This window comes from Sphaerimonospora cavernae (assembly GCF_042435035.1).
GTDB lineage: Bacteria > Actinomycetota > Actinomycetes > Streptosporangiales > Streptosporangiaceae > Sphaerimonospora > Sphaerimonospora cavernae.
In genome coordinates this window covers 17,097-33,125 of sequence record NZ_JBHMQT010000033.1, presented here as the reverse complement: position 1 = coordinate 33,125, position 16,029 = coordinate 17,097, and the positions used below count along the sequence as shown (strand labels likewise).

Below are 16,029 nucleotides of genomic sequence, written 5' to 3'. Positions count from 1 at the left end.
TTAGGGAAGTTTGAGGAGTGCCCGGCAGGGGGCGAGCGGTGAGCGGAGGGGGAGCGGTGCCGCGGCAGTACTACTCGGTCGACCAGGTGGCGGCGCTGCTGGGCCTCCACGTGAAGACCGTGCGCGCCTACGTACGGGACGGCCGGCTGAAGGCGACCCGGATCGGCAAGCAATATCGGATCGCACGCGAGGACCTGGAGGCGTTCACCGGGAACGCTGCGCCCTCCGCCGGCCGGGGCGGCGGCCCGTATGCCGAGGCGTCGACGATCGTGCGGATCGACGGGATCGACCGCGAGGCCGTCACCCGGCTGACCAACACGGTCATGGCCGCCATCGCCCACGGACCGGACGGCGACGGACGGATGCGCGTCGAGGCCGTCTACGACGAGGAACGGGAAAGCCTGAAGGTCGTCATCCTCGGCGGCCTGGACAGCACAGCGGAGCTGATCAAAATCATCGACGTGCTGGTCGGGGAGGCGGAATGAAGGGCAGCCACACCGTCCTCCTCAAGGGCCGGGCTCTGCCGATAGTTCGGCGAACACCAGGAGGTACGCACCCCCATGACTGACACCCTTCAGCAGATCAACGGCACGCCGGTCTTCGTGTGCGCGGCTGACGGCGAACCGCTGCGCGGTGAGCGCGACGCCGTCGACCTCATCGGCAACGCCTCCTATCAGGGCGCCGCGTGGGTAGCGGTCCCGGCCGGCCGGTTCCCGGATGACTTCTTCCGGTTGCGTACGCGCGTCGCCGGGGAGATCGCGCAGAAGTTCGTCAACTACCGGATGGGCCTCGCCGTCGTCGGCGACATCTCCCGGCACACCGCCGCCAGCACCGCCCTGCGGGACTTCGTCTACGAGAGCAACCGTGGCACGCAGCTGTGGTTCGTCCCCGACATGGACGCCCTGCACGACCGCCTCGGCCCGGCTCGTGCGAGCGCCTGACCTCAGGCGTCGGCGTCGGTGAGCTGGAACCAGACCACGCGGCCGGTCTCGGCGTCGTGCCAGCCCCAGGTGGTGGCCAGTCGCCGTACCAGCCAGAGGCCGCGGCCTCCGTCGCGCGGCTGGTCGACAAGGTCGTCGGGGAGGACCCGGGGTTCGCTGACGGGGGAGCCGGCGTCGATGACGTCGACGTGGAGCGTTCCATCGCGGAGGGCGGCCGCGAGGGTGACCTGACCGCCGGGGCGGGCGGAGTCGGAGTGCCGTACGGCGTTCGCGACCAGTTCGGTGGTCAGCAGGAGGGCGTCGTCGACGCGGGGGTGGTCGGTGGCGGCCAGCAGCACCCGCAGGTAGCGGCGGGCCCTGGGTACGGACGCGGTCTCGCCGGGCAACTCGACCTGCCCGAGCAGGCCGAGGGCCTTCATCGCGCCCTCCAGAGAACCCGGACACCCGGTGCGCCAGAGACGTCGTCTCTGTCTGACAGGACCTCCGCTGCCCGCGCCAACCGTACGGCCTCCGCGGTCGCGGCGAGCCGGGCTTCGTGCGCGGCCCGTACGGCGGTGACCCGCAGCCGCGACCCGGCGTCGTAGAGGGGGATCTCCATGGTCGGCTCGTGGTGCGGCGGCAGCCGTACGACCGAGTCCATCCCGAGATCGTGCAGCTCCCCGGCCAGCCGGATCAGATGGCCCGCCTCCACCCCAACGTCACGCACCCGCATCTCCCCACCTGCCCTCTCGTCGCTTCGTGGCCTTGGTGTAGCGCCTGTATTCACGAAGAGTGATTAGGCGCATACGAAGAGCATGCGGCTGTGGGGATCGCCGCGCAATGGGATCCGCAAATTGCGTTGTGAGTTTCTTCGACACTGTTCGTCGTCAGCCCGCTACTCTGTGTCTCGGCTCAAGGGAGGGTGTACATGCGGCAAAGCGGCAGCCCGACGGTGCGCAGGCGACGCCTCGCGGCAGAACTGCGTCGTTTGCGCGAGAGAGCAGAGATGACGATCGAGCAGGTCGCCGAGCGGCTCGGCTGGTCTGCCACCAAGGTCTCGCGCATCGAGACCTGCCGCGTCGGGGTCGCGCTGAAGGACGTCGAGCGCCTGGTTGATCTCTATGAGGTCGATGACGCCAAGCGCAAGGAGTTGCTCGACCTCGCACGGGATGCGCAGAAGAAGGGCTGGTGGCACGCCTACGGGGAACTCCCCAGCGAATACGCCACCTACATCGGGCTTGAAGATGAGGCCGCCTCGATGTGCAGCTTCGCCCCCTCGGTGATCCCCGGCATCCTCCAGACCGAGGACTATGCACGTGCCATCATCCGTTCGGCTCTGATGGGCCTGTCATCGCCGGCCGAGGTCGAGCGTCGTGTCGAGGTCCGCATGGCCAGGCAGGCACTGCTCACTCAGGACGAACCCCTTCGCCTCTGGACCATCCTGGATGAAGCGGTCATTCGCCGGACCATCGGCAGCCCTGCTGACATGCGGGCCCAACTCGGGCGGCTCCTCGAATTGGTCGATCTACCCAACATCACCGTCCAAGTCCTGTCCTTCGCTGCCGGAGCGCATCCAGGGACGAACGGCGCCTTCCAGATATTGGAGTTTCCCGAGCCTGCCCACCCAGATGTGGTGTCCCTGGAGAACTTCACGGGCAGTCTCTATGTGGAACAGGAGACGGATGTTTACCGATATACGGTGATGTTCGACCACCTTCGCGCCAAGGCGCTGGACCCGGACCAGTCCCGGCGTGTCCTTACCGAGACGATGACTGGACTCGGCCGGTCGGCATGAGAGGAGAGAGTGGGATGTTCAAGCCGGAGCTGTCTCGCGTCGAATGGAAGAAGAGCGTACGCAGCGGGAATGGTCAGGACTGTGTCGAGGTCGCGATCGCCGATGCCGGCGAGGCCGGGGACGAGCACAAGGCGGACGTAGAACAGCTCTACCTGATCCGTGACTCCAAGGACCCCGACGGCCCGGTCCTGGCCTTCACTGCCAGCGAATGGGACGCCTTCATCGGCGGCGTCAAAGACGGCGAGTTCGACGCCCCCGCCTGAGCATTGCCGCACGGCTACCGCCAGATGGCACCTGCGGCCAGTACGAAGCAGGGTCAGTCAAGCGGGGCTGGGGTGTGAGAACCCGAGGTGGTTTTGGGGCCTCGCTATGTTCGGGATAGCGGCAAAGCGTTACGGAGGTTTGACTCTCGTCGTCGCAGCAAGAGCTTCGCCCTTGAGCAGAATGAATCTCTGGCCTTAAGTAGTCTGTTGGCTACAGTGGCGTGTACCTTGGGATAGCTGGGGGTCAAATTGCGAAAGATGGCAGGAGTCATCGTCCTGATGGCGGGCTTGGCTGTGATATTTTTCTCCGCCTATCGGGACGAATATTTCGCTCTCCTCGCGCGCATTCCACGCGGAGAAATTCTCGTACTTGCGGGTCTAATTTTATTCTTTACAGGATTAGGTCTGCTGATTTCGAGGCGGGTGTCATCTTCATCTGAGAAGCTGCTCACGCCCATGCGTGTGCTGTCGCCATGGTGGATATTAGGTGGCTTTGTAGCCGTCATAGTTTCGACATATACAGCCACCGCAGTCCTCACGAACGTGGCAGGGACGGATCCCGCCCTGCGTCTTGATGCGATAAAGAGTGGATTGACGGTAGGTGCTGGAGCGGCTGGAGGAGTAGCGCTGCTACTCGCAGTTCGCCGGCAATGGCTAGGTGAGCGCACCCAGACCTATCAGGAATACGATGCCACAGAAAAACGGATTACCGATCTATACTCGAAGGCTGTTGATCAGTTAGGTTCTGATAAGGCGGGCGTGCGAATTGCCGCGATGTATGCATTGGAGCGATTGGGTCGGAACAATCCCGAGCACCGGCAATCCATTCTTGATGTAATCTGTGCATATCTACGAACCCCGGCAACTGATCAGCGAGGCGGTAGTTCGAAGCAGGTTGAGGCATCAAAGGATGGCGACGGGATTGAATGCCAGGAGCGCGATGACGATGGAGACCATCTCGACCTAGAGGTTCGCCTCACCGCCCAACATATTCTGTCGAGGCACCTTAGATCCAAGTTATTGTACAGCTGGCGCTCCTCTAACGAGATTGGTGGAGAAGACTATTGGCCGGGAATGAAATTAGATCTCACCAGAGCCTACTTAGTGAATTTTGATCTCAGTGACTGTCAGGTCGATTCGGCGAGTTTCGAGCGTGCGGCGTTCATCGGACAAACACGCTTCTCAGGTAGCAGTTTTCAGGGACGGGCCAACTTTGAGCGAGCTGTGTTCGAAGGTGTTGCAGATTTCGGTGCCAGCAAATTTTCGGGGGCCCACTTTATGGGGGCGACTTTCGCTAGCGCCGCAATCTTCCAGTATGCGGATTTTCGGCGTGAGTCGAACTTCCGTGAGGCGAAATTCGACTCCGTCGACTTTCAGGGATCCCGCTTTCGTACTGTGCGGTTCGATAAGGCGTGCTTCAATGGGGAGATCTCAAATTTTCGAAATACAGATTTTTTTGCGGGATACTTTGGAGGCGTGGCCTTCCGGTCAAAGTTGGATCTAAGTGAAGCAACCTTTCGGGGTGGTGTTCTCTTCGATGGAGTGCACTTCTCTGATTCGGCTCGGTTCGACGATACATTTTTTGGACGCGCCAGTTTTAGGAACTCATCCTTCCGTGGTGACGCTTCTTTTGTTGGTGTTGCATCGCGCGGCATTGCCTATCAAATGGATCCGGAAGCGGGGGGTGTGCATGTTGATAGGAGCATGAGGACTGCCGACGAGGGAATATCTGCTATCCAGCAGTTAATTCGCTGGCTGCTGGTGCGTCGCACTGCCTCTCCACCTGATATTCAATATTTGGAATTTAATGATGTGAATTTTTTGGGAAATGTTGACTTTACGGATGCCGGCATTAGTGGTGACGGCCTGTCTGGTGCAACTTTTCCGTTGGGCACGTCGAATATTCGTGTCTGGCCTTCGGGGTGGCGTGAGACAACAAAGGGAGATGGCTTTGGAACCATTTTCTCGTCTAGTCAAACTGAAGAAGGAGAGGGGGATGAGTGCTGTGAAGAAGAGCATTGAGACGGCGCTGATGGCACATAGTAAAGGTGACCTGTACGGAGTGATGAAAGTTTCGATCCGGTCATGGAGAGGAAGATCAGAGGGGTTCACGCGGGCATCCTATATCTGGAATTTCCGCGTAATTCGGGCAGTTGATCTGGCCAGTCTCCCACAAGTGCCGATCTCGGCTCTTCCGTGATCTGCAAGATCGTCTTATGCTGTCGCGTTATGGACTGGGTCGAGCGGATCGCCGATATCCGGCGGTGGTCACGTGGCGGCGAACGCGCTCCGCACAAGCCGTTGCTCCTGCTCTACGCCCTCGGGTGCTTCCAACGCCAGGGCAGTCGTCCGATCCCGTTCAGCGCTGCCGAAGCGGACCTGAAACGACTACTCCAGGAGTTCGGCCCCCCACGCAAGACCAATCCGGGGTACCCGTTCCACCACCTGACCAATGACGGCATCTGGCTGGTGGAGACGGCTGAAGGTCCGGGCAGCCCTGGCTCGGAGCTCGGCCGGCTGCGCGAGAGTCAGGCGGCGGGCCGCCTGCACCCCGACCTCGTACGCGCACTGCACGACGACTCCCGGCTGGTCGCGCAGATCGCCCGGGCCTTGCTGGATGCGAACTTCGAGCCGTCGCTGCACCCGGACATCTGCCTGGCCGCCGGTCTTGAACTGACCGACCTGGAAACCGCGGTAGCCGGCGGAATCACCCGGCCGAAGGCCAGGGCCGTGCGGCGGAATCCGGCCTTCCGTGAACAGGTCCTGATCGCCTACGAGTACTGCTGCGCGTTCTGCGGCTACGACGGCTGGCTGGACGGCACCGCGATCGGCCTGGACGCCGCGCACGTGCGCTGGTGGGCCTTCGAAGGCCCGGACGACCTGGCCAACGGGCTGTGCCTGTGTGTGCTGCACCACAAGCTGTTTGACAAGGGGGTTCTCGGCCTGAGCTCCGATCGCACGATCAGCGTCTCGCAAAGATTCGTCGGCCGGACATCGACGGCCAAGGAGATGGTGCTCTCCCTGGCCGGGCGTCCGGCCCGTGAGCCTCAGCCCGGCCTGGAGCACGTCGAACTCGAGTACATCGACTGGCACAACCGGCAGGTCTTCCGCTCACCGGCGCGTCACGGCTGAAAAGCCGCTAACAGCGGCAGGACGGATGCCCGTCGCGTGCCGTACGTCGGGGTGTGAGGTCACGTGCAGGACGCGCCGTTGAGCAGGAACGCGGCGGGGGTGGGGTTGGCGCCGGTGTGGGTGCCGTTGTAGCCGATCCAGAGCGTCTGCCCGGGAGCGATGTCCTTGTTCCAGGACATGGCGGTCGCCGTCACCGCCGCGCCGGTCTGTGACCAGGTGGCCGACCATCCCAAGGTCACCTGCTGCCCGGGGTTGGGGAAGGTGAAGGTCAGCCGCCAGTCCCGCACGGTCGTGGACCCGGTGTTGGTGATCGTGATGTTCGTGGTCATCCCGCTGTCCCAGGATGTGGAGGTGGCCTTCACCTGGCAGACGGGGCTCGGCGACGGCGACGGTGACGGCGACGGTGTGATGACGTCGTTGTAGATCGTCACGGCGACAGTGCCGGACGCCGGCCCTATCGCGCCCTTCGTGTCGACCGCCACGACGTACAGGTTGTGCGTTTGAGAGGGGACGCCGGACGGCGGCCACGGCAGGTAGACGTCGCCCTCGGTCACGGCGGGCTGGAAGCTGGCCACGACGGCGAACGTGCCGTCCCCCCGGTCCTCCCGCACGTAGTAGCAGGCGATGCCGTCCGAGTCGGTGGCCGGGGCCCAGCGCAGCCGGACCACGTTCAGCGTGGTGCGGACGATCTCGGGTGTTCCCGGCGCGGTGGGCGGCGTGTTGGCCGGAGTCGCGGACGGCGCTGGGGAGGTCTTGCAGGGGTACGGAACGGACGACGACGGCATGGGCGTCGGATTGGCCGATCCGGCGCCGGCCACCGCCGGCGGGACCACGAAGACGGCCGCCCCCAGCACCGCCGCCGACACCGTGCTCACCCGTGTCCTCGTCCGCATCGCCTCGGCCCTCCGCGCTGTACGGTCGTTTCCGATTTACGGGGAATGTCACCATAGATAGCGGTCTTGGTCAAGAGAACCCCGGCAGCCGACCGTACGTCGGTGATGTTCGACCTACACCGATGAACCTTTCAGGGCGGGAGCCGAGAATCAGGCCGCCCGCAGGGTCAGCAGGCCGTCGGGGGCGCAGCGGATGTCGACGCCGAAACCTTGGCTGAACTCGTCGAGGGTGGCGCGCAGCCACTCGGTGTCGTCGGGCGTCGCGCGGCACAGTCGCATGCGCCGCGACTGCAGGGGTGCCATGCGGAGCTCGGTCAGTCTGCCCGTGGCCGGGTCGAGCGAGGCGAAGTAGAGCAGCCGGAGGTCGTCGTGGAACTCCTCATATCCGCTGATGCCTTCGTAGTCGTCGATGAGGTCGCCGCAGCCGTACAGGATGAGCTTGCCCTGATAAAGCTCGATCGGGCGCGGGTGGTGTGAGGAGTGCCCGTGCACGATGTCGACGCCGCCGTCGATCAGCGCGTGCGCGAAGCGGATGTCCGCCCGGGAGATCCGATATCCCCAGTTCGAGCCCCAGTGGATGGAGGCGACCGCGATGTCTCCGGGCCGCCTGACCTTCCGTACCCGCTCGGTGATCTCGCCGGCGACGTGCTCCGACGATCCGGGCACGAGGTCCACGCCGGAACGGCAGGCGGACGCCGCCCAGGTCGACGGGATCCCGCTGGACTCCATGCCGAACGAGAACACCAGCACCCGGCCGCCTCCGGCCAACGGCACGACCACCGGCCGCCGCGCCTCGTCCAGGTCGCGGCCTGCCCCGGCCGTCGCGATCCCGGCGGCGGCCAGCGCGTCGAGGGTCTCGGCGAGGCCTTCGCGGCCGAAGTCCAGCACGTGGTTGTTGGCCAGTGCGCACGCGTCGGGCTGGGAGACGGCCAGGGCGGGCAGGTTGGGCGGGTTCATCCGGTAGTTGACCGCCTTGCCCGGGGCGAAGTGGTCGCTTCGCGTGACGCTCGTCTCCAGGTTCACCACGCGGACATCAGGCGCGACCTCGTCGAGAATCCGAAGCGCCTCACCCCAGGGATAGGAGTAGTCGGCCCGCCGCGGGATCAGCCCGTTCACCTCCTCGGCGAGCTCGACGTACGTCCTGGCGTCCAGGACGTACGACTCACGCAGCAGCGGGTCTCCCGGGTGCGGCAGGATCTGGTCCACCCCACGGCCGAGCATGACATCGCCGCACAGGAACAGCGTCACCACGTCGTCACCCATACCCGCAGACCAGGGTTGGCCGACCGGCGTTTCCCGCCTACCGGGTTTTCGTCGGTGCTGAGCCGTAGTCTGCCCGCCCGGCTCGTGCAACACGCCCGCCGCCGCATCCTGAAGATCAGCACCACCTGGCCGTGGAAGGAGGCGTTCTTGATCTGCTGGAACCGGCTGTGCGCTCTGCCCGTGCCGGTTTGACCAGGGAAAACACGTCCCACCGAGAAGGGAAGGAGTCAGACGCACCACCCCGCGGACCCATGGAAGCCGCCGCACACCCGAGCACCTCGGGCGGCACCCCACGCCGCACAGATGAATAAACAGGACGATCAGATGGAAATCTCCGGCGAGCGGAGAGCTTCACGGCGCTCGGCCAACCGCTGAGTCATCGAGGATAACGACAGGAGTCGACATCACGAATTAAAGATCAGTAAGTTTAGTATTGGGTGGGTCGTGGGCAGCGATCTTCTCCCAGCCTCGCTTTGGGTGAGAAAATTACATGGTACGAGTGATACGCCGACGAGTCGGAGAAGTAACCATGGAAAAGAACAAGCATCTCTCGCGTAGGAGCCGACTCTCGTCTCTGGCGCGTTTTGCCTTCGCTGGATCAGTGATAATTGGTACTGTATTTCCCAGTGCGTGCACGCCCCGCGAAGAGGACATGTTCCGCATCGTCAATAGCACACAGGACACCGTCAGAGTGAGGTGGGACAACGAGGCGAAGCCCTTTGCCACGTTCGCACCGGGGGAGGGTATCAGCTTGGCCATCCCGGCCAGCCGATGCGACGTTCCGCTCAATGATGACAGGCTGATCGCCCTCACGGAATCTGGTAGGACTTACACCTACGGTCCTCCGATCTGCCGGAAAAGAACCTGGGCAATCGGTAGAACTTCTGGTTGATGAGCCGTTTCCCGGCTCATCGGGTTGGGTATCGCGGTCGCCTCCAATGCCGCATTCTCCGAATGGATGACCATCTTCACCGGCCCGCGGCTGTATGCGGCCATCGTCGACCGGTTGACCTTCCAGGGCCACGTAGATCCCACCGCTCGGCTCTCCACACGTCTTGTCGCGAGATCGATGTCGCTGGACGGCTTCATCGCCGGCCCCGGTGGTGACATGTCCTGGCTGACCGAGCATCTCGGGCCCGACCGGAGGTGGATCAGTTCATCGGTGAGATCGGCGCGCTGCTCGTGGGCAACCGCAGTTTCCGCGGGGACGATCCGCACAAGGGGACGAGCAAGGAGGGCGAGCCGTTCGGCGGGGGATGGAGCGGACCGCAGTTCGTGCTCACCCACGACGCCCCGGACGCCCCGGTGCCGGGGGTGACCTTCCTCGGTGACCTCGACAGCGGTGCCGCCGCGGCCAAAGCCGCGGCGGGCGACAAGTGCGTCAACATCATCGGCGCCGACGTCGCCCGGCAGTGCCTCGAGGCGGGTGTGCTCGACGAGATCCTCGTATTCATCGCGCCTGTCATGCTCGGCGACGGCGTCCGGTTGTTCCACCACTCCAGTGGGACCAACGTCAGGCTCGAACGTCTCAGCCTGACCCACGCGCCGCGAGCGATGAACCTGCGGCTACGCGTCATCCGATAACGGCCGGCGTCGTTGAACCGGTAGGCCGTCATGGCGGCTCGGCCGGGAACGCCCGGCGGTAGGCGCCCCCTTCGCTCCGTTGTCTCCGGCGGCCCGACCGCCGCCTCGCCGAGTGTCAGGAAAGACATCATGCGGCAGTCGAAGGGCAACCGATTTCTCAGCCGGCGGGGCGTTCGGGTTCGTCGCCGAACAGGTCGGCTATGGAGGCGGCTGTGACGGCGCGCCGTGCCCATTCATCGAGCCGGTCCAGGTCGGTGCAGGTCGTGATGCGGGTGCGGTCGGCCTCGGAGACGGGGATGCCCCGCACCTGCAGGACGGTCAGCACCGTCCTGGCCTCACCCTTCGCGAGGCCTTCCTGAAGACCTTCCACACGGCCTTCCTGTAGACCTTCCACACGGCCTTCCTGTAGACCTTCTGTTCGGCCGGCCTGGAGGCCCTTGCCGTAGTGCTCCCGTGCGAAGGGGCTGTAGACCGGCCAGACAGCTGATTCCATGAGCTTCTCCATCATGAGTCGGGCAGCCAGCGGGGCCAGGCGGTATGCGTATTCATAGTATTGCGGAGCGTGTTCGGCGGGGAGGTGTTCCAGCGCGGCCATGAGCGCCTCCACCACCGGTGCATGCTCGCCATGGGCCATCACCGACAGTGCGGCCAGTTCCGGATGTGCCGCCGCCTCCGCTGGGTCGGAGATGGGCGGGATCTGGTCCGGGCCGATCACCTCACACCTCAGCGTGTAACCCGCCAGGTTGGTGGGGATCGGCTCGGCCGCCCATGCGGCGGTCCCCGCGTCCGGGCAGATCATCAGCACCGTGACCGGACAGGACAGCAGCAGCCACAGCGCGGCGACATACCGCGGCAACTGCTCCCGCTTCGCTTCCTCCTTCTTCTGTTGGATCTCCACGATGATGGCGTGCTTGGGGTCGTGCCGAGGCCCGACCGTGATCACCGTGTCCGGACGCAGGTCCTTGGACGGACGGTCGTTGAGTTCGTTGCTCACCACCTGGACTGGAAGCCCGGCGGGCACATCGACGCCCAGATGGTCGCGCAACATCTCCACGGCGAGCCGCGGCCGGTTCCGGAACATCAGGTTGAGTGTGTCATGCAGGGGGGATGGCATGACGGAACGCTACAGTATCGATACCGTTAGTAACTGCAATCCTCGCCCTCCCCACCCGCAGGTTCAAGGCCGACAAGCCCTTCGCCATGCGGGCCACGCTAAACACGGCGGACGCTCTGATCAATGGGATTCCGGCCGCTGACGGTGGCTGCTCCGGCGCCTCCGCTGCGCGGACGCGGAGGCGCCGGAGCCCGTACGGCCCGGCACGGTGCTTGGTCTACGTCATGCGTCGTCGCGGTCGACCACCTGGTAACGCAGCAGCACGTTGTACGAGCCGTCCCGGCGCCGGGTGTTCACGAGCCGCAGCGACGGGACCGGGCCGCTGCCGAAGGCCGGGGTGCCCCCGCCGAGAACGGCGGCGCCGACCATGACGTGCAGTTCGTCGACTAGCCCGGCGACCAGCAGGTCGTTCCACAGCGTCCGGCTTCCGAACATCAGGATGTCCTTGCCCGGCTGCTCCTTGAGCTCCGCGACGACCTTATGCGCGTCCGCGCGTCGCACGATGGTCGTGCTGTCGGTCCACGGGGCGGTGTCGTCCTCGGTCAGGGAGTCGGACACGACGAACTTCCGCATCTCGTTGTTTCGCTTCCCGGTCTCACGGTGCAGGTCGGCCATGTCGGGGTTGGCCGCCACCGCCGGGGACACTGCTGGGTTCTCGGCCACCGCCGGCCAGTAGCCCTTGAGCCCCATGTACGTCGTCGCGCCGAGCAGCAGCGTGCCAGCGGCCCGCTGCCGCTCGAGATTGTGCTCGTCGAAGAACCCGTCCATCGGCAGAGCCATCACGTCGCGGCCCGGCCCCTCGACGTACCCGTCGAGCGACATGATGGTGGAGACGAGCAGTTTGCGCATGGCGTGCCCCTCAGGTCGGCGTTCGAGCTGTCACCCGATCAGAGGCATCGCCGGCGCCGGATTCATCGGCCCTGGCAAGAGAATTCAGCGGGACAGTTTCCCGGGTACGGAGAAGTAGCGCGTCACCTGGGGGTCGATGAACGCGGCGATCCACGAGATCCGGCCGTCCCGCAGGCTCAGCACGTTGACCGCGCCCAGCGAGAACCGCTCCCCGTCGTACTGGTGGCACGCGAACCCGGGCTGCCCGTTCGCCGCGATCGGCACCAGCCGCCACTGCGTGGCGAAAACCCGCTCGGCCAGGAACCGGCCGACATCCTCACGACCGTCGAACCACGCGGGCAGCGGCGGCATGGTGAACCGGGCGTCCTCGGTCAGCAGGTCGAGCAGCGCCGGGACGTCGGCCCGCTCCCACGCCGTCACGAACGCGTCCACCAACGCGCGGCGTCCGCCCGCGCCCAGTGCGGCCAGCTCGGCCTGCTGGCTGCGTCGTTGCTGGAGGGCCGCCCGGGCGCGCTGCATCGCGCTGTTCACCGACGCGGGCGTGGTGTCGAGGATCCCGGCGACCTCCGCGGCGGTGAACCCGAGCACCTCACGCAGGATCAGCACCGCGCGCTGAGTGCCCGGCAGCTGCTGCAGCGCGGCGACGAAGGCCAGCTCGACGCTTTCCCGGCGCAGGTACGCCGCCGCCGGGTCGGGCTCCTCTTCCGCGGGCAGATCGTCGGGCAACGGATCGAGCCAGACCGGACCGGGCACCGGATCCCCGAGATCGTGGACGTCGGAGCGGGCCGGGCCGTGGTCGGACGACAGCATCCGGCGGGGTCGTCGCGAGGACAGCCGCAGGCAGGCGTGGGTCGCCACGCGGTAGAGCCAGGTTCGCAATGAGCTGCGGCCCTCGAAGCCGGCCAGGCCACGCCATGCCCCGAGCAGCGACTCCTGGAGCGCGTCCTCGGCGTCCTGGACCGAGCCGAGCATGCGGTAGCAGTGGGCGTACAGGTCCCCACGATGCCGCTTCACCAGCAGTGCGAACGCCGCCTCGTCGCCCTTCTGCGCGTCGGCGAGCAATCGCTCTTCCGACACCCCGCCATCCTCGACCATGGGGCCTATCCTGCCGTCCAGCGTGCCGTCCACGAGCGTTTCACCGATGTTGGTGAGGAATTGTTAGATATCGCAGTAAAGCGAGATGTGCGGACAGAATGTTGTAATCAGATTGTTTCGCTGCGTCTGGTGAGGCGATCCAGGCCACGGGTCATCTAATGGAAAGGCGGTGATTGGAGGGTCTGAGTGGAGTCCTCGGAGTCATCCGTACATCTGGTCTATTTGGTGACATATTGCCGTAAGTGGCGCGCGTGGGGCCCCGACAGCGGCGAGGCTGAGGATCGCATCATCAGCGAACTGCTCGAATCTCCGGGCAGTGCGAACAAGGTGTGGCTGGCGGACACGCCGGAGGGCCTGCTGGACAACGTGACGTGGCACACCGGCGCCGATGCCCTGCGAGAACTCGAAAAGGGTAACAAGGAAGTCGACCGGGCGAGGCGGGATATCGAGGCCGGTTACCTCGCCGCGGCAGACCACCTCCCCTGGTGCCACGTGCTGATCCACCCAGATCACGAGGTGGGAGAGTTCCGAAAGCCGGAGAGCGGCCGGAAACCGTGGATCTTGCTCGATATCCAGTTCCGGAACCGCTGGAGCTCCCGAATCATGGTCATCGGCGTCAGCTTCTGGGCCGGGGATCCCGCGTGGGTGCCGGAGAAGGCCGGCCGCTGGTTGCCGCCGAAGGACGGTGACCGGGCGCGGCATGAGTGGTTTGTGGACTACGAGCGGCTGCCGCGCGCGACGCGGGCGGCTCTGCGTGGCTAGTGGTGGACGATCAGTGACCTCGCCATGCAGCGCAACGATATCGAGGCGCTGACCGTGCGGACGCTGCTGCTGGCGGAGCGGACGCCGACCCTGCGCAGGTACGGGCTGCCACGGCTGGCGCTGCTGCACCGGCACTGCGGGCGACTGCCCGTCAATTGGTTCGGTGATTTCGACGGTGTGCCGAAGACGGAGTTGAAGATGGTCTTCGCGGCGGCCGGATTGCCGGCCGGTAAAGCAGAGGAGGTCGACAAGACCCTGACGAAACGGATCGCCGACACCAAAGCGCTGATCGCGGGGCGGATGGGGGAGAGGGAGAAGGTCGAGGCGGCCAAGAAGGAGATCATGACCGCCCGAGACCTGCTCGACGCGATCAATGAGGAGCTTGAAGACCGCCCCAACTCATGACGTCCCCCTCATGAGTTGGGGTCGAGGGAGAGGCAGGTCTGGACCCGTCGAACGGCGACCGGAAAAGACCTCTTCGGCTTCGGAACGCATCGAACAGGTCAGCCGGCCGCGGCGGCCTTGCGTAGCAGCACCGACCGTTCACGGAGGTTGCGGCACAGCCGGGCGGCGAGTTCCAGTTCGGCCCGTGCTTCGGCGGTCCGGCCGAGGCGTGCGAGCAGCTCGCCGCGTACGCCCGGGAGCAGGTGCGACCCCGGCAGGCGGTTGGCGGCGACCAGTTCGTCCACGATCGACAGTGCCTGCTGTGGTCCGTTCGCCATCGCGACGGCGACGGCCCGGTTGAGTTCGACGACGGGGGATGGGGCCACCCGGCCGAGCGCCTCATACAGCAGCACGATGCGTTCCCAGTCGGTCTCCGGCGCCGAAGACGCCGACGCGTGACAGGCGGCGATCGCCGCCTGCAGTCCGTACGGTCCCAGACCGCGTCCGACAGACGCGGCCCGGCCGAGCGCGGCCAGCCCGCGGCGGATCGCCGACCGGTCCCACAGGCGCCGGTCCTGATCCTCCAGGAGCACCGCCTCACCGTCGGGGCCGGTGCGTGCGGGAAAGCGCGCGGCCGTGAGTTCGAACAGGGCGAGCAGCCCGGACACCTCCGGCTCGTCGGGCAGCAGTGCGGCCAGCATCCGGGCCAGCCGGATCGCCTCGTAGGCGAGGTCGGGGCGCAGCAAGCGGTCACCGGCCGTCGCGGTCGACCCCTCCGTGAAGATCACATAGAGCGCGCTCAGCACACCGCCGAGCCGCTCGCCCCGTTGCTCCGGCGGCGGCAGCTCGAACGGCACCCCCGCCGCGGCGATCGTCTTCTTCGCCCGCGTGATCCGCGCCTGGACCGTCGGCACGGGCACCAGAAACGCCCGGGCGATCTCCTCGCTCGACAGACCACCGACCGCGCGCAGCGTCAGAGCCAGCCGAGCCTCAGACGACAGCACCGGATGACAGGCCACGAACATCAGCGCGAGGACGTCGTCGTCGATCCGGTCGGGATCCCACGGCAGGTCGTCCGACCGGTCCGCCGGGGCCGCCGCGCCCGAGCTCGCCTCACCCTCGGCAAGCCGGCCGGCGAGCATGGCGTACCGCTCATCCAGCGCCGACCGACGGCGGAAGCCGTCGATGGCGCGCCGCCGCGCGGTCGCCAGCAGCCAGCCCACCGGGTTCGCCGGCGCACCCTCGCGCGCCCAGGTGACGAGCGCCTCCGCCACCGCCTCCTGCGCGACGTCCTCGGCGAGTTCGAAGTCCCCGGTGTAACGGGCCAGTGCACCGACGATCCGGGCGGACTCGATCCGCCATACGGCCTCGACGGCCCGCCGCGCCGACTCGGTGCTCGGCGGGCCGCCCGTGGCTGCGAGCGTCACAGCTGGCCGGTCCGCTCGCGCCACGCCCGCTCCATGGTGATCCACTCGTTGTCCTGCGGGAACTCGTCGATGCGCGGCACTCGGCGGATCTCACACTTACTGCCGGGGAACGCGGGCAGGCGCTTGGCCCACTCGACCGCCTCCTCCTTGGAGGCCACGTCGATCAGGTAGAAGCCGCCGAACAGCTCCTTCGTCTCGCCGTACGGGCCGTCGGTGACCACCGGCGTCTCGCCGCTGAAGTCGACCACCACGCCCTGGGCCGGGTCGTCCAGGCCCTCGGCGGCGACGAGCACGCCGGCCCGGATCAGCTCCGCGTTGAAGCGGCCCACCGCATCGAGCATCTGCTCCATGGGCGTCTCCATCATCTTCGCGATGGACTCATCCGTGCCCCGCATGATCAGCATGTACTTCGCCATCGTCGATCTCCTTGCCATCGGGGTCGCCTGTCGACCCTCTCACTCCAAGGTCGAACGGGGCAGCCGCAAATCGACACCGCGGAGCAAACTCAGGTGATTTCGCTCCGAGCGCTCCGAGCGCTACGCCTTCCG

At 65.8% G+C, this 16,029-nt stretch carries 19 protein-coding genes; 10 read left to right on the top strand and 9 right to left on the bottom strand.

What is annotated here, in order from left to right; translation table 11 throughout:
• Positions 1-38: 38 nt before the first annotated feature.
• The gene (locus tag ACFHYQ_RS15145) at positions 39-485 is read left to right on the top strand and encodes a helix-turn-helix domain-containing protein (RefSeq protein WP_394301780.1); all 447 of its coding nucleotides are present in this window, start codon (positions 39-41) and stop codon (positions 483-485) included.
• A gap of 75 nt (positions 486-560) precedes the next feature.
• A complete protein-coding gene (locus ACFHYQ_RS15140; RefSeq protein WP_394301779.1) occupies positions 561-941 on the top strand; it encodes a DUF4180 domain-containing protein in 381 nt (126 codons plus the stop codon).
• Positions 942-943: 2 nt separating this feature from the next.
• On the opposite strand, the gene ACFHYQ_RS15135 is transcribed toward ACFHYQ_RS15140, so the two are convergent.
• Together ACFHYQ_RS15135 and ACFHYQ_RS15130 are read right to left on the bottom strand one after the other, a co-directional pair.
• Positions 944-1,360, bottom strand: a complete 417-nt coding sequence (locus ACFHYQ_RS15135; protein WP_394301778.1) for an ATP-binding protein — start codon at positions 1,358-1,360, stop codon at positions 944-946.
• The gene (locus ACFHYQ_RS15130; RefSeq protein ID WP_394301777.1) at positions 1,357-1,647 is read right to left on the bottom strand and encodes a hypothetical protein; all 291 of its coding nucleotides are present in this window, start codon (positions 1,645-1,647) and stop codon (positions 1,357-1,359) included. Before ACFHYQ_RS15130 ends, ACFHYQ_RS15135 begins: the two co-directional genes overlap by 4 nt.
• Positions 1,648-1,848: 201 nt before the next feature.
• Between ACFHYQ_RS15130 and ACFHYQ_RS15125 the strand changes: the two genes are divergently transcribed.
• The 4 genes from ACFHYQ_RS15125 to ACFHYQ_RS15110 all read left to right on the top strand — a co-directional run bounded on the left by ACFHYQ_RS15125 (position 1,849) and on the right by ACFHYQ_RS15110 (position 6,110).
• On the top strand, positions 1,849-2,715 hold the full coding sequence (locus tag ACFHYQ_RS15125; protein ID WP_394301776.1) for a helix-turn-helix domain-containing protein: 867 nt from the start codon (positions 1,849-1,851) through the stop codon (positions 2,713-2,715).
• A 14-nt stretch (positions 2,716-2,729) separates the two neighbouring features.
• Positions 2,730-2,978 carry a DUF397 domain-containing protein gene (locus tag ACFHYQ_RS15120; RefSeq protein ID WP_394301775.1) on the top strand — a complete coding sequence of 83 codons (249 nt, stop codon included), beginning with the start codon at positions 2,730-2,732 and terminating at the stop codon, positions 2,976-2,978.
• A gap of 258 nt (positions 2,979-3,236) precedes the next feature.
• Positions 3,237-5,000 (top strand): pentapeptide repeat-containing protein, encoded by a 1,764-nt coding sequence (locus ACFHYQ_RS15115; RefSeq protein WP_394301774.1) that lies wholly within the window; start codon positions 3,237-3,239, stop codon positions 4,998-5,000.
• 207 nt (positions 5,001-5,207) lie between these two features.
• A complete protein-coding gene (locus tag ACFHYQ_RS15110) occupies positions 5,208-6,110 on the top strand; it encodes a phosphorothioated DNA-binding restriction endonuclease (RefSeq protein ID WP_394301773.1) in 903 nt (300 codons plus the stop codon).
• A 59-nt stretch (positions 6,111-6,169) separates the two neighbouring features.
• On the opposite strand, the gene ACFHYQ_RS15105 is transcribed toward ACFHYQ_RS15110, so the two are convergent.
• Positions 6,170-7,003 carry a cellulose binding domain-containing protein gene (locus ACFHYQ_RS15105; RefSeq protein ID WP_394301772.1) on the bottom strand — a complete coding sequence of 278 codons (834 nt, stop codon included), beginning with the start codon at positions 7,001-7,003 and terminating at the stop codon, positions 6,170-6,172.
• Positions 7,004-7,153: 150 nt separating this feature from the next.
• Positions 7,154-8,266, bottom strand: coding sequence for a CapA family protein (locus ACFHYQ_RS15100; protein ID WP_394301771.1), 1,113 nt, complete (start codon positions 8,264-8,266; stop codon positions 7,154-7,156).
• Between the two features lie 54 nt (positions 8,267-8,320).
• Between ACFHYQ_RS15100 and ACFHYQ_RS15095 the strand changes: the two genes are divergently transcribed.
• Both ACFHYQ_RS15095 and ACFHYQ_RS15090 read left to right on the top strand, forming a co-directional pair.
• Positions 8,321-8,458 carry a hypothetical protein gene (locus ACFHYQ_RS15095; RefSeq protein ID WP_394301770.1) on the top strand — a complete coding sequence of 46 codons (138 nt, stop codon included), beginning with the start codon at positions 8,321-8,323 and terminating at the stop codon, positions 8,456-8,458.
• Between the two features lie 954 nt (positions 8,459-9,412).
• Entirely contained in the window at positions 9,413-9,850 is a 438-nt protein-coding gene (locus ACFHYQ_RS15090; RefSeq protein ID WP_394301769.1) for a dihydrofolate reductase family protein, read from the top strand.
• A 157-nt stretch (positions 9,851-10,007) separates the two neighbouring features.
• Here ACFHYQ_RS15090 and ACFHYQ_RS15085 read toward each other — a convergent pair whose 3' ends face one another.
• The 3 genes from ACFHYQ_RS15085 to ACFHYQ_RS15075 form a co-directional block, all read right to left on the bottom strand.
• Positions 10,008-10,964: a hypothetical protein gene (locus ACFHYQ_RS15085; protein WP_394301768.1), complete on the bottom strand. Its 957-nt coding sequence runs from the start codon at positions 10,962-10,964 to the stop codon at positions 10,008-10,010.
• A gap of 222 nt (positions 10,965-11,186) precedes the next feature.
• Entirely contained in the window at positions 11,187-11,813 is a 627-nt protein-coding gene (locus ACFHYQ_RS15080) for a dihydrofolate reductase family protein (RefSeq protein ID WP_394301767.1), read from the bottom strand.
• An 84-nt stretch (positions 11,814-11,897) separates the two neighbouring features.
• Positions 11,898-12,941, bottom strand: coding sequence for an RNA polymerase subunit sigma-70 (locus ACFHYQ_RS15075; protein ID WP_394301766.1), 1,044 nt, complete (start codon positions 12,939-12,941; stop codon positions 11,898-11,900).
• Between the two features lie 192 nt (positions 12,942-13,133).
• Here ACFHYQ_RS15075 and ACFHYQ_RS15070 point away from each other — a divergent pair, with 192 nt between their 5' ends.
• Both ACFHYQ_RS15070 and ACFHYQ_RS15065 read left to right on the top strand, forming a co-directional pair.
• Positions 13,134-13,670, top strand: coding sequence for a hypothetical protein (locus tag ACFHYQ_RS15070; protein WP_394301765.1), 537 nt, complete (start codon positions 13,134-13,136; stop codon positions 13,668-13,670).
• Positions 13,671-13,694: 24 nt separating this feature from the next.
• Positions 13,695-14,075 carry a hypothetical protein gene (locus tag ACFHYQ_RS15065; protein ID WP_394301764.1) on the top strand — a complete coding sequence of 127 codons (381 nt, stop codon included), beginning with the start codon at positions 13,695-13,697 and terminating at the stop codon, positions 14,073-14,075.
• A gap of 98 nt (positions 14,076-14,173) precedes the next feature.
• Here ACFHYQ_RS15065 and ACFHYQ_RS15060 read toward each other — a convergent pair whose 3' ends face one another.
• Complete coding sequence (locus ACFHYQ_RS15060; RefSeq protein WP_394301948.1) at positions 14,174-15,481, bottom strand: RNA polymerase sigma factor; 1,308 nt, start codon at positions 15,479-15,481, stop codon at positions 14,174-14,176.
• Positions 15,478-15,897, bottom strand: coding sequence for a YciI family protein (locus ACFHYQ_RS15055; RefSeq protein ID WP_394301763.1), 420 nt, complete (start codon positions 15,895-15,897; stop codon positions 15,478-15,480). The genes ACFHYQ_RS15060 and ACFHYQ_RS15055 overlap by 4 nt, the downstream gene beginning before the upstream one ends.
• Between the last annotated feature and the right edge of the window lie 132 nt (positions 15,898-16,029).

Bases quoted from the DNA above. Each gene is read 5' to 3' on its own strand.
- ACFHYQ_RS15135 (WP_394301778.1), bottom strand. From the start codon at position 1,360: ATGAAGGCCCTCGGCCTGCTCGGGCAGGTCGAGTTGCCCGGCGAGACC.
- ACFHYQ_RS15100 (WP_394301771.1), bottom strand. From the start codon at position 8,266: ATGGGTGACGACGTGGTGACGCTGTTCCTGTGCGGCGATGTCATGCTC.
- ACFHYQ_RS15055 (WP_394301763.1), bottom strand. From the start codon at position 15,897: ATGGCGAAGTACATGCTGATCATGCGGGGCACGGATGAGTCCATCGCG.
- ACFHYQ_RS15110 (WP_394301773.1), top strand. From the start codon at position 5,208: ATGGACTGGGTCGAGCGGATCGCCGATATCCGGCGGTGGTCACGTGGC.
- ACFHYQ_RS15120 (WP_394301775.1), top strand. From the start codon at position 2,730: ATGTTCAAGCCGGAGCTGTCTCGCGTCGAATGGAAGAAGAGCGTACGC.
- ACFHYQ_RS15065 (WP_394301764.1), top strand. From the start codon at position 13,695: ATGCAGCGCAACGATATCGAGGCGCTGACCGTGCGGACGCTGCTGCTG.
- ACFHYQ_RS15115 (WP_394301774.1), top strand. From the start codon at position 3,237: ATGGCAGGAGTCATCGTCCTGATGGCGGGCTTGGCTGTGATATTTTTC.
- ACFHYQ_RS15125 (WP_394301776.1), top strand. From the start codon at position 1,849: ATGCGGCAAAGCGGCAGCCCGACGGTGCGCAGGCGACGCCTCGCGGCA.
- ACFHYQ_RS15105 (WP_394301772.1), bottom strand. From the start codon at position 7,003: ATGCGGACGAGGACACGGGTGAGCACGGTGTCGGCGGCGGTGCTGGGG.
- ACFHYQ_RS15085 (WP_394301768.1), bottom strand. From the start codon at position 10,964: ATGCCATCCCCCCTGCATGACACACTCAACCTGATGTTCCGGAACCGG.
- ACFHYQ_RS15140 (WP_394301779.1), top strand. From the start codon at position 561: ATGACTGACACCCTTCAGCAGATCAACGGCACGCCGGTCTTCGTGTGC.
- ACFHYQ_RS15080 (WP_394301767.1), bottom strand. From the start codon at position 11,813: ATGCGCAAACTGCTCGTCTCCACCATCATGTCGCTCGACGGGTACGTC.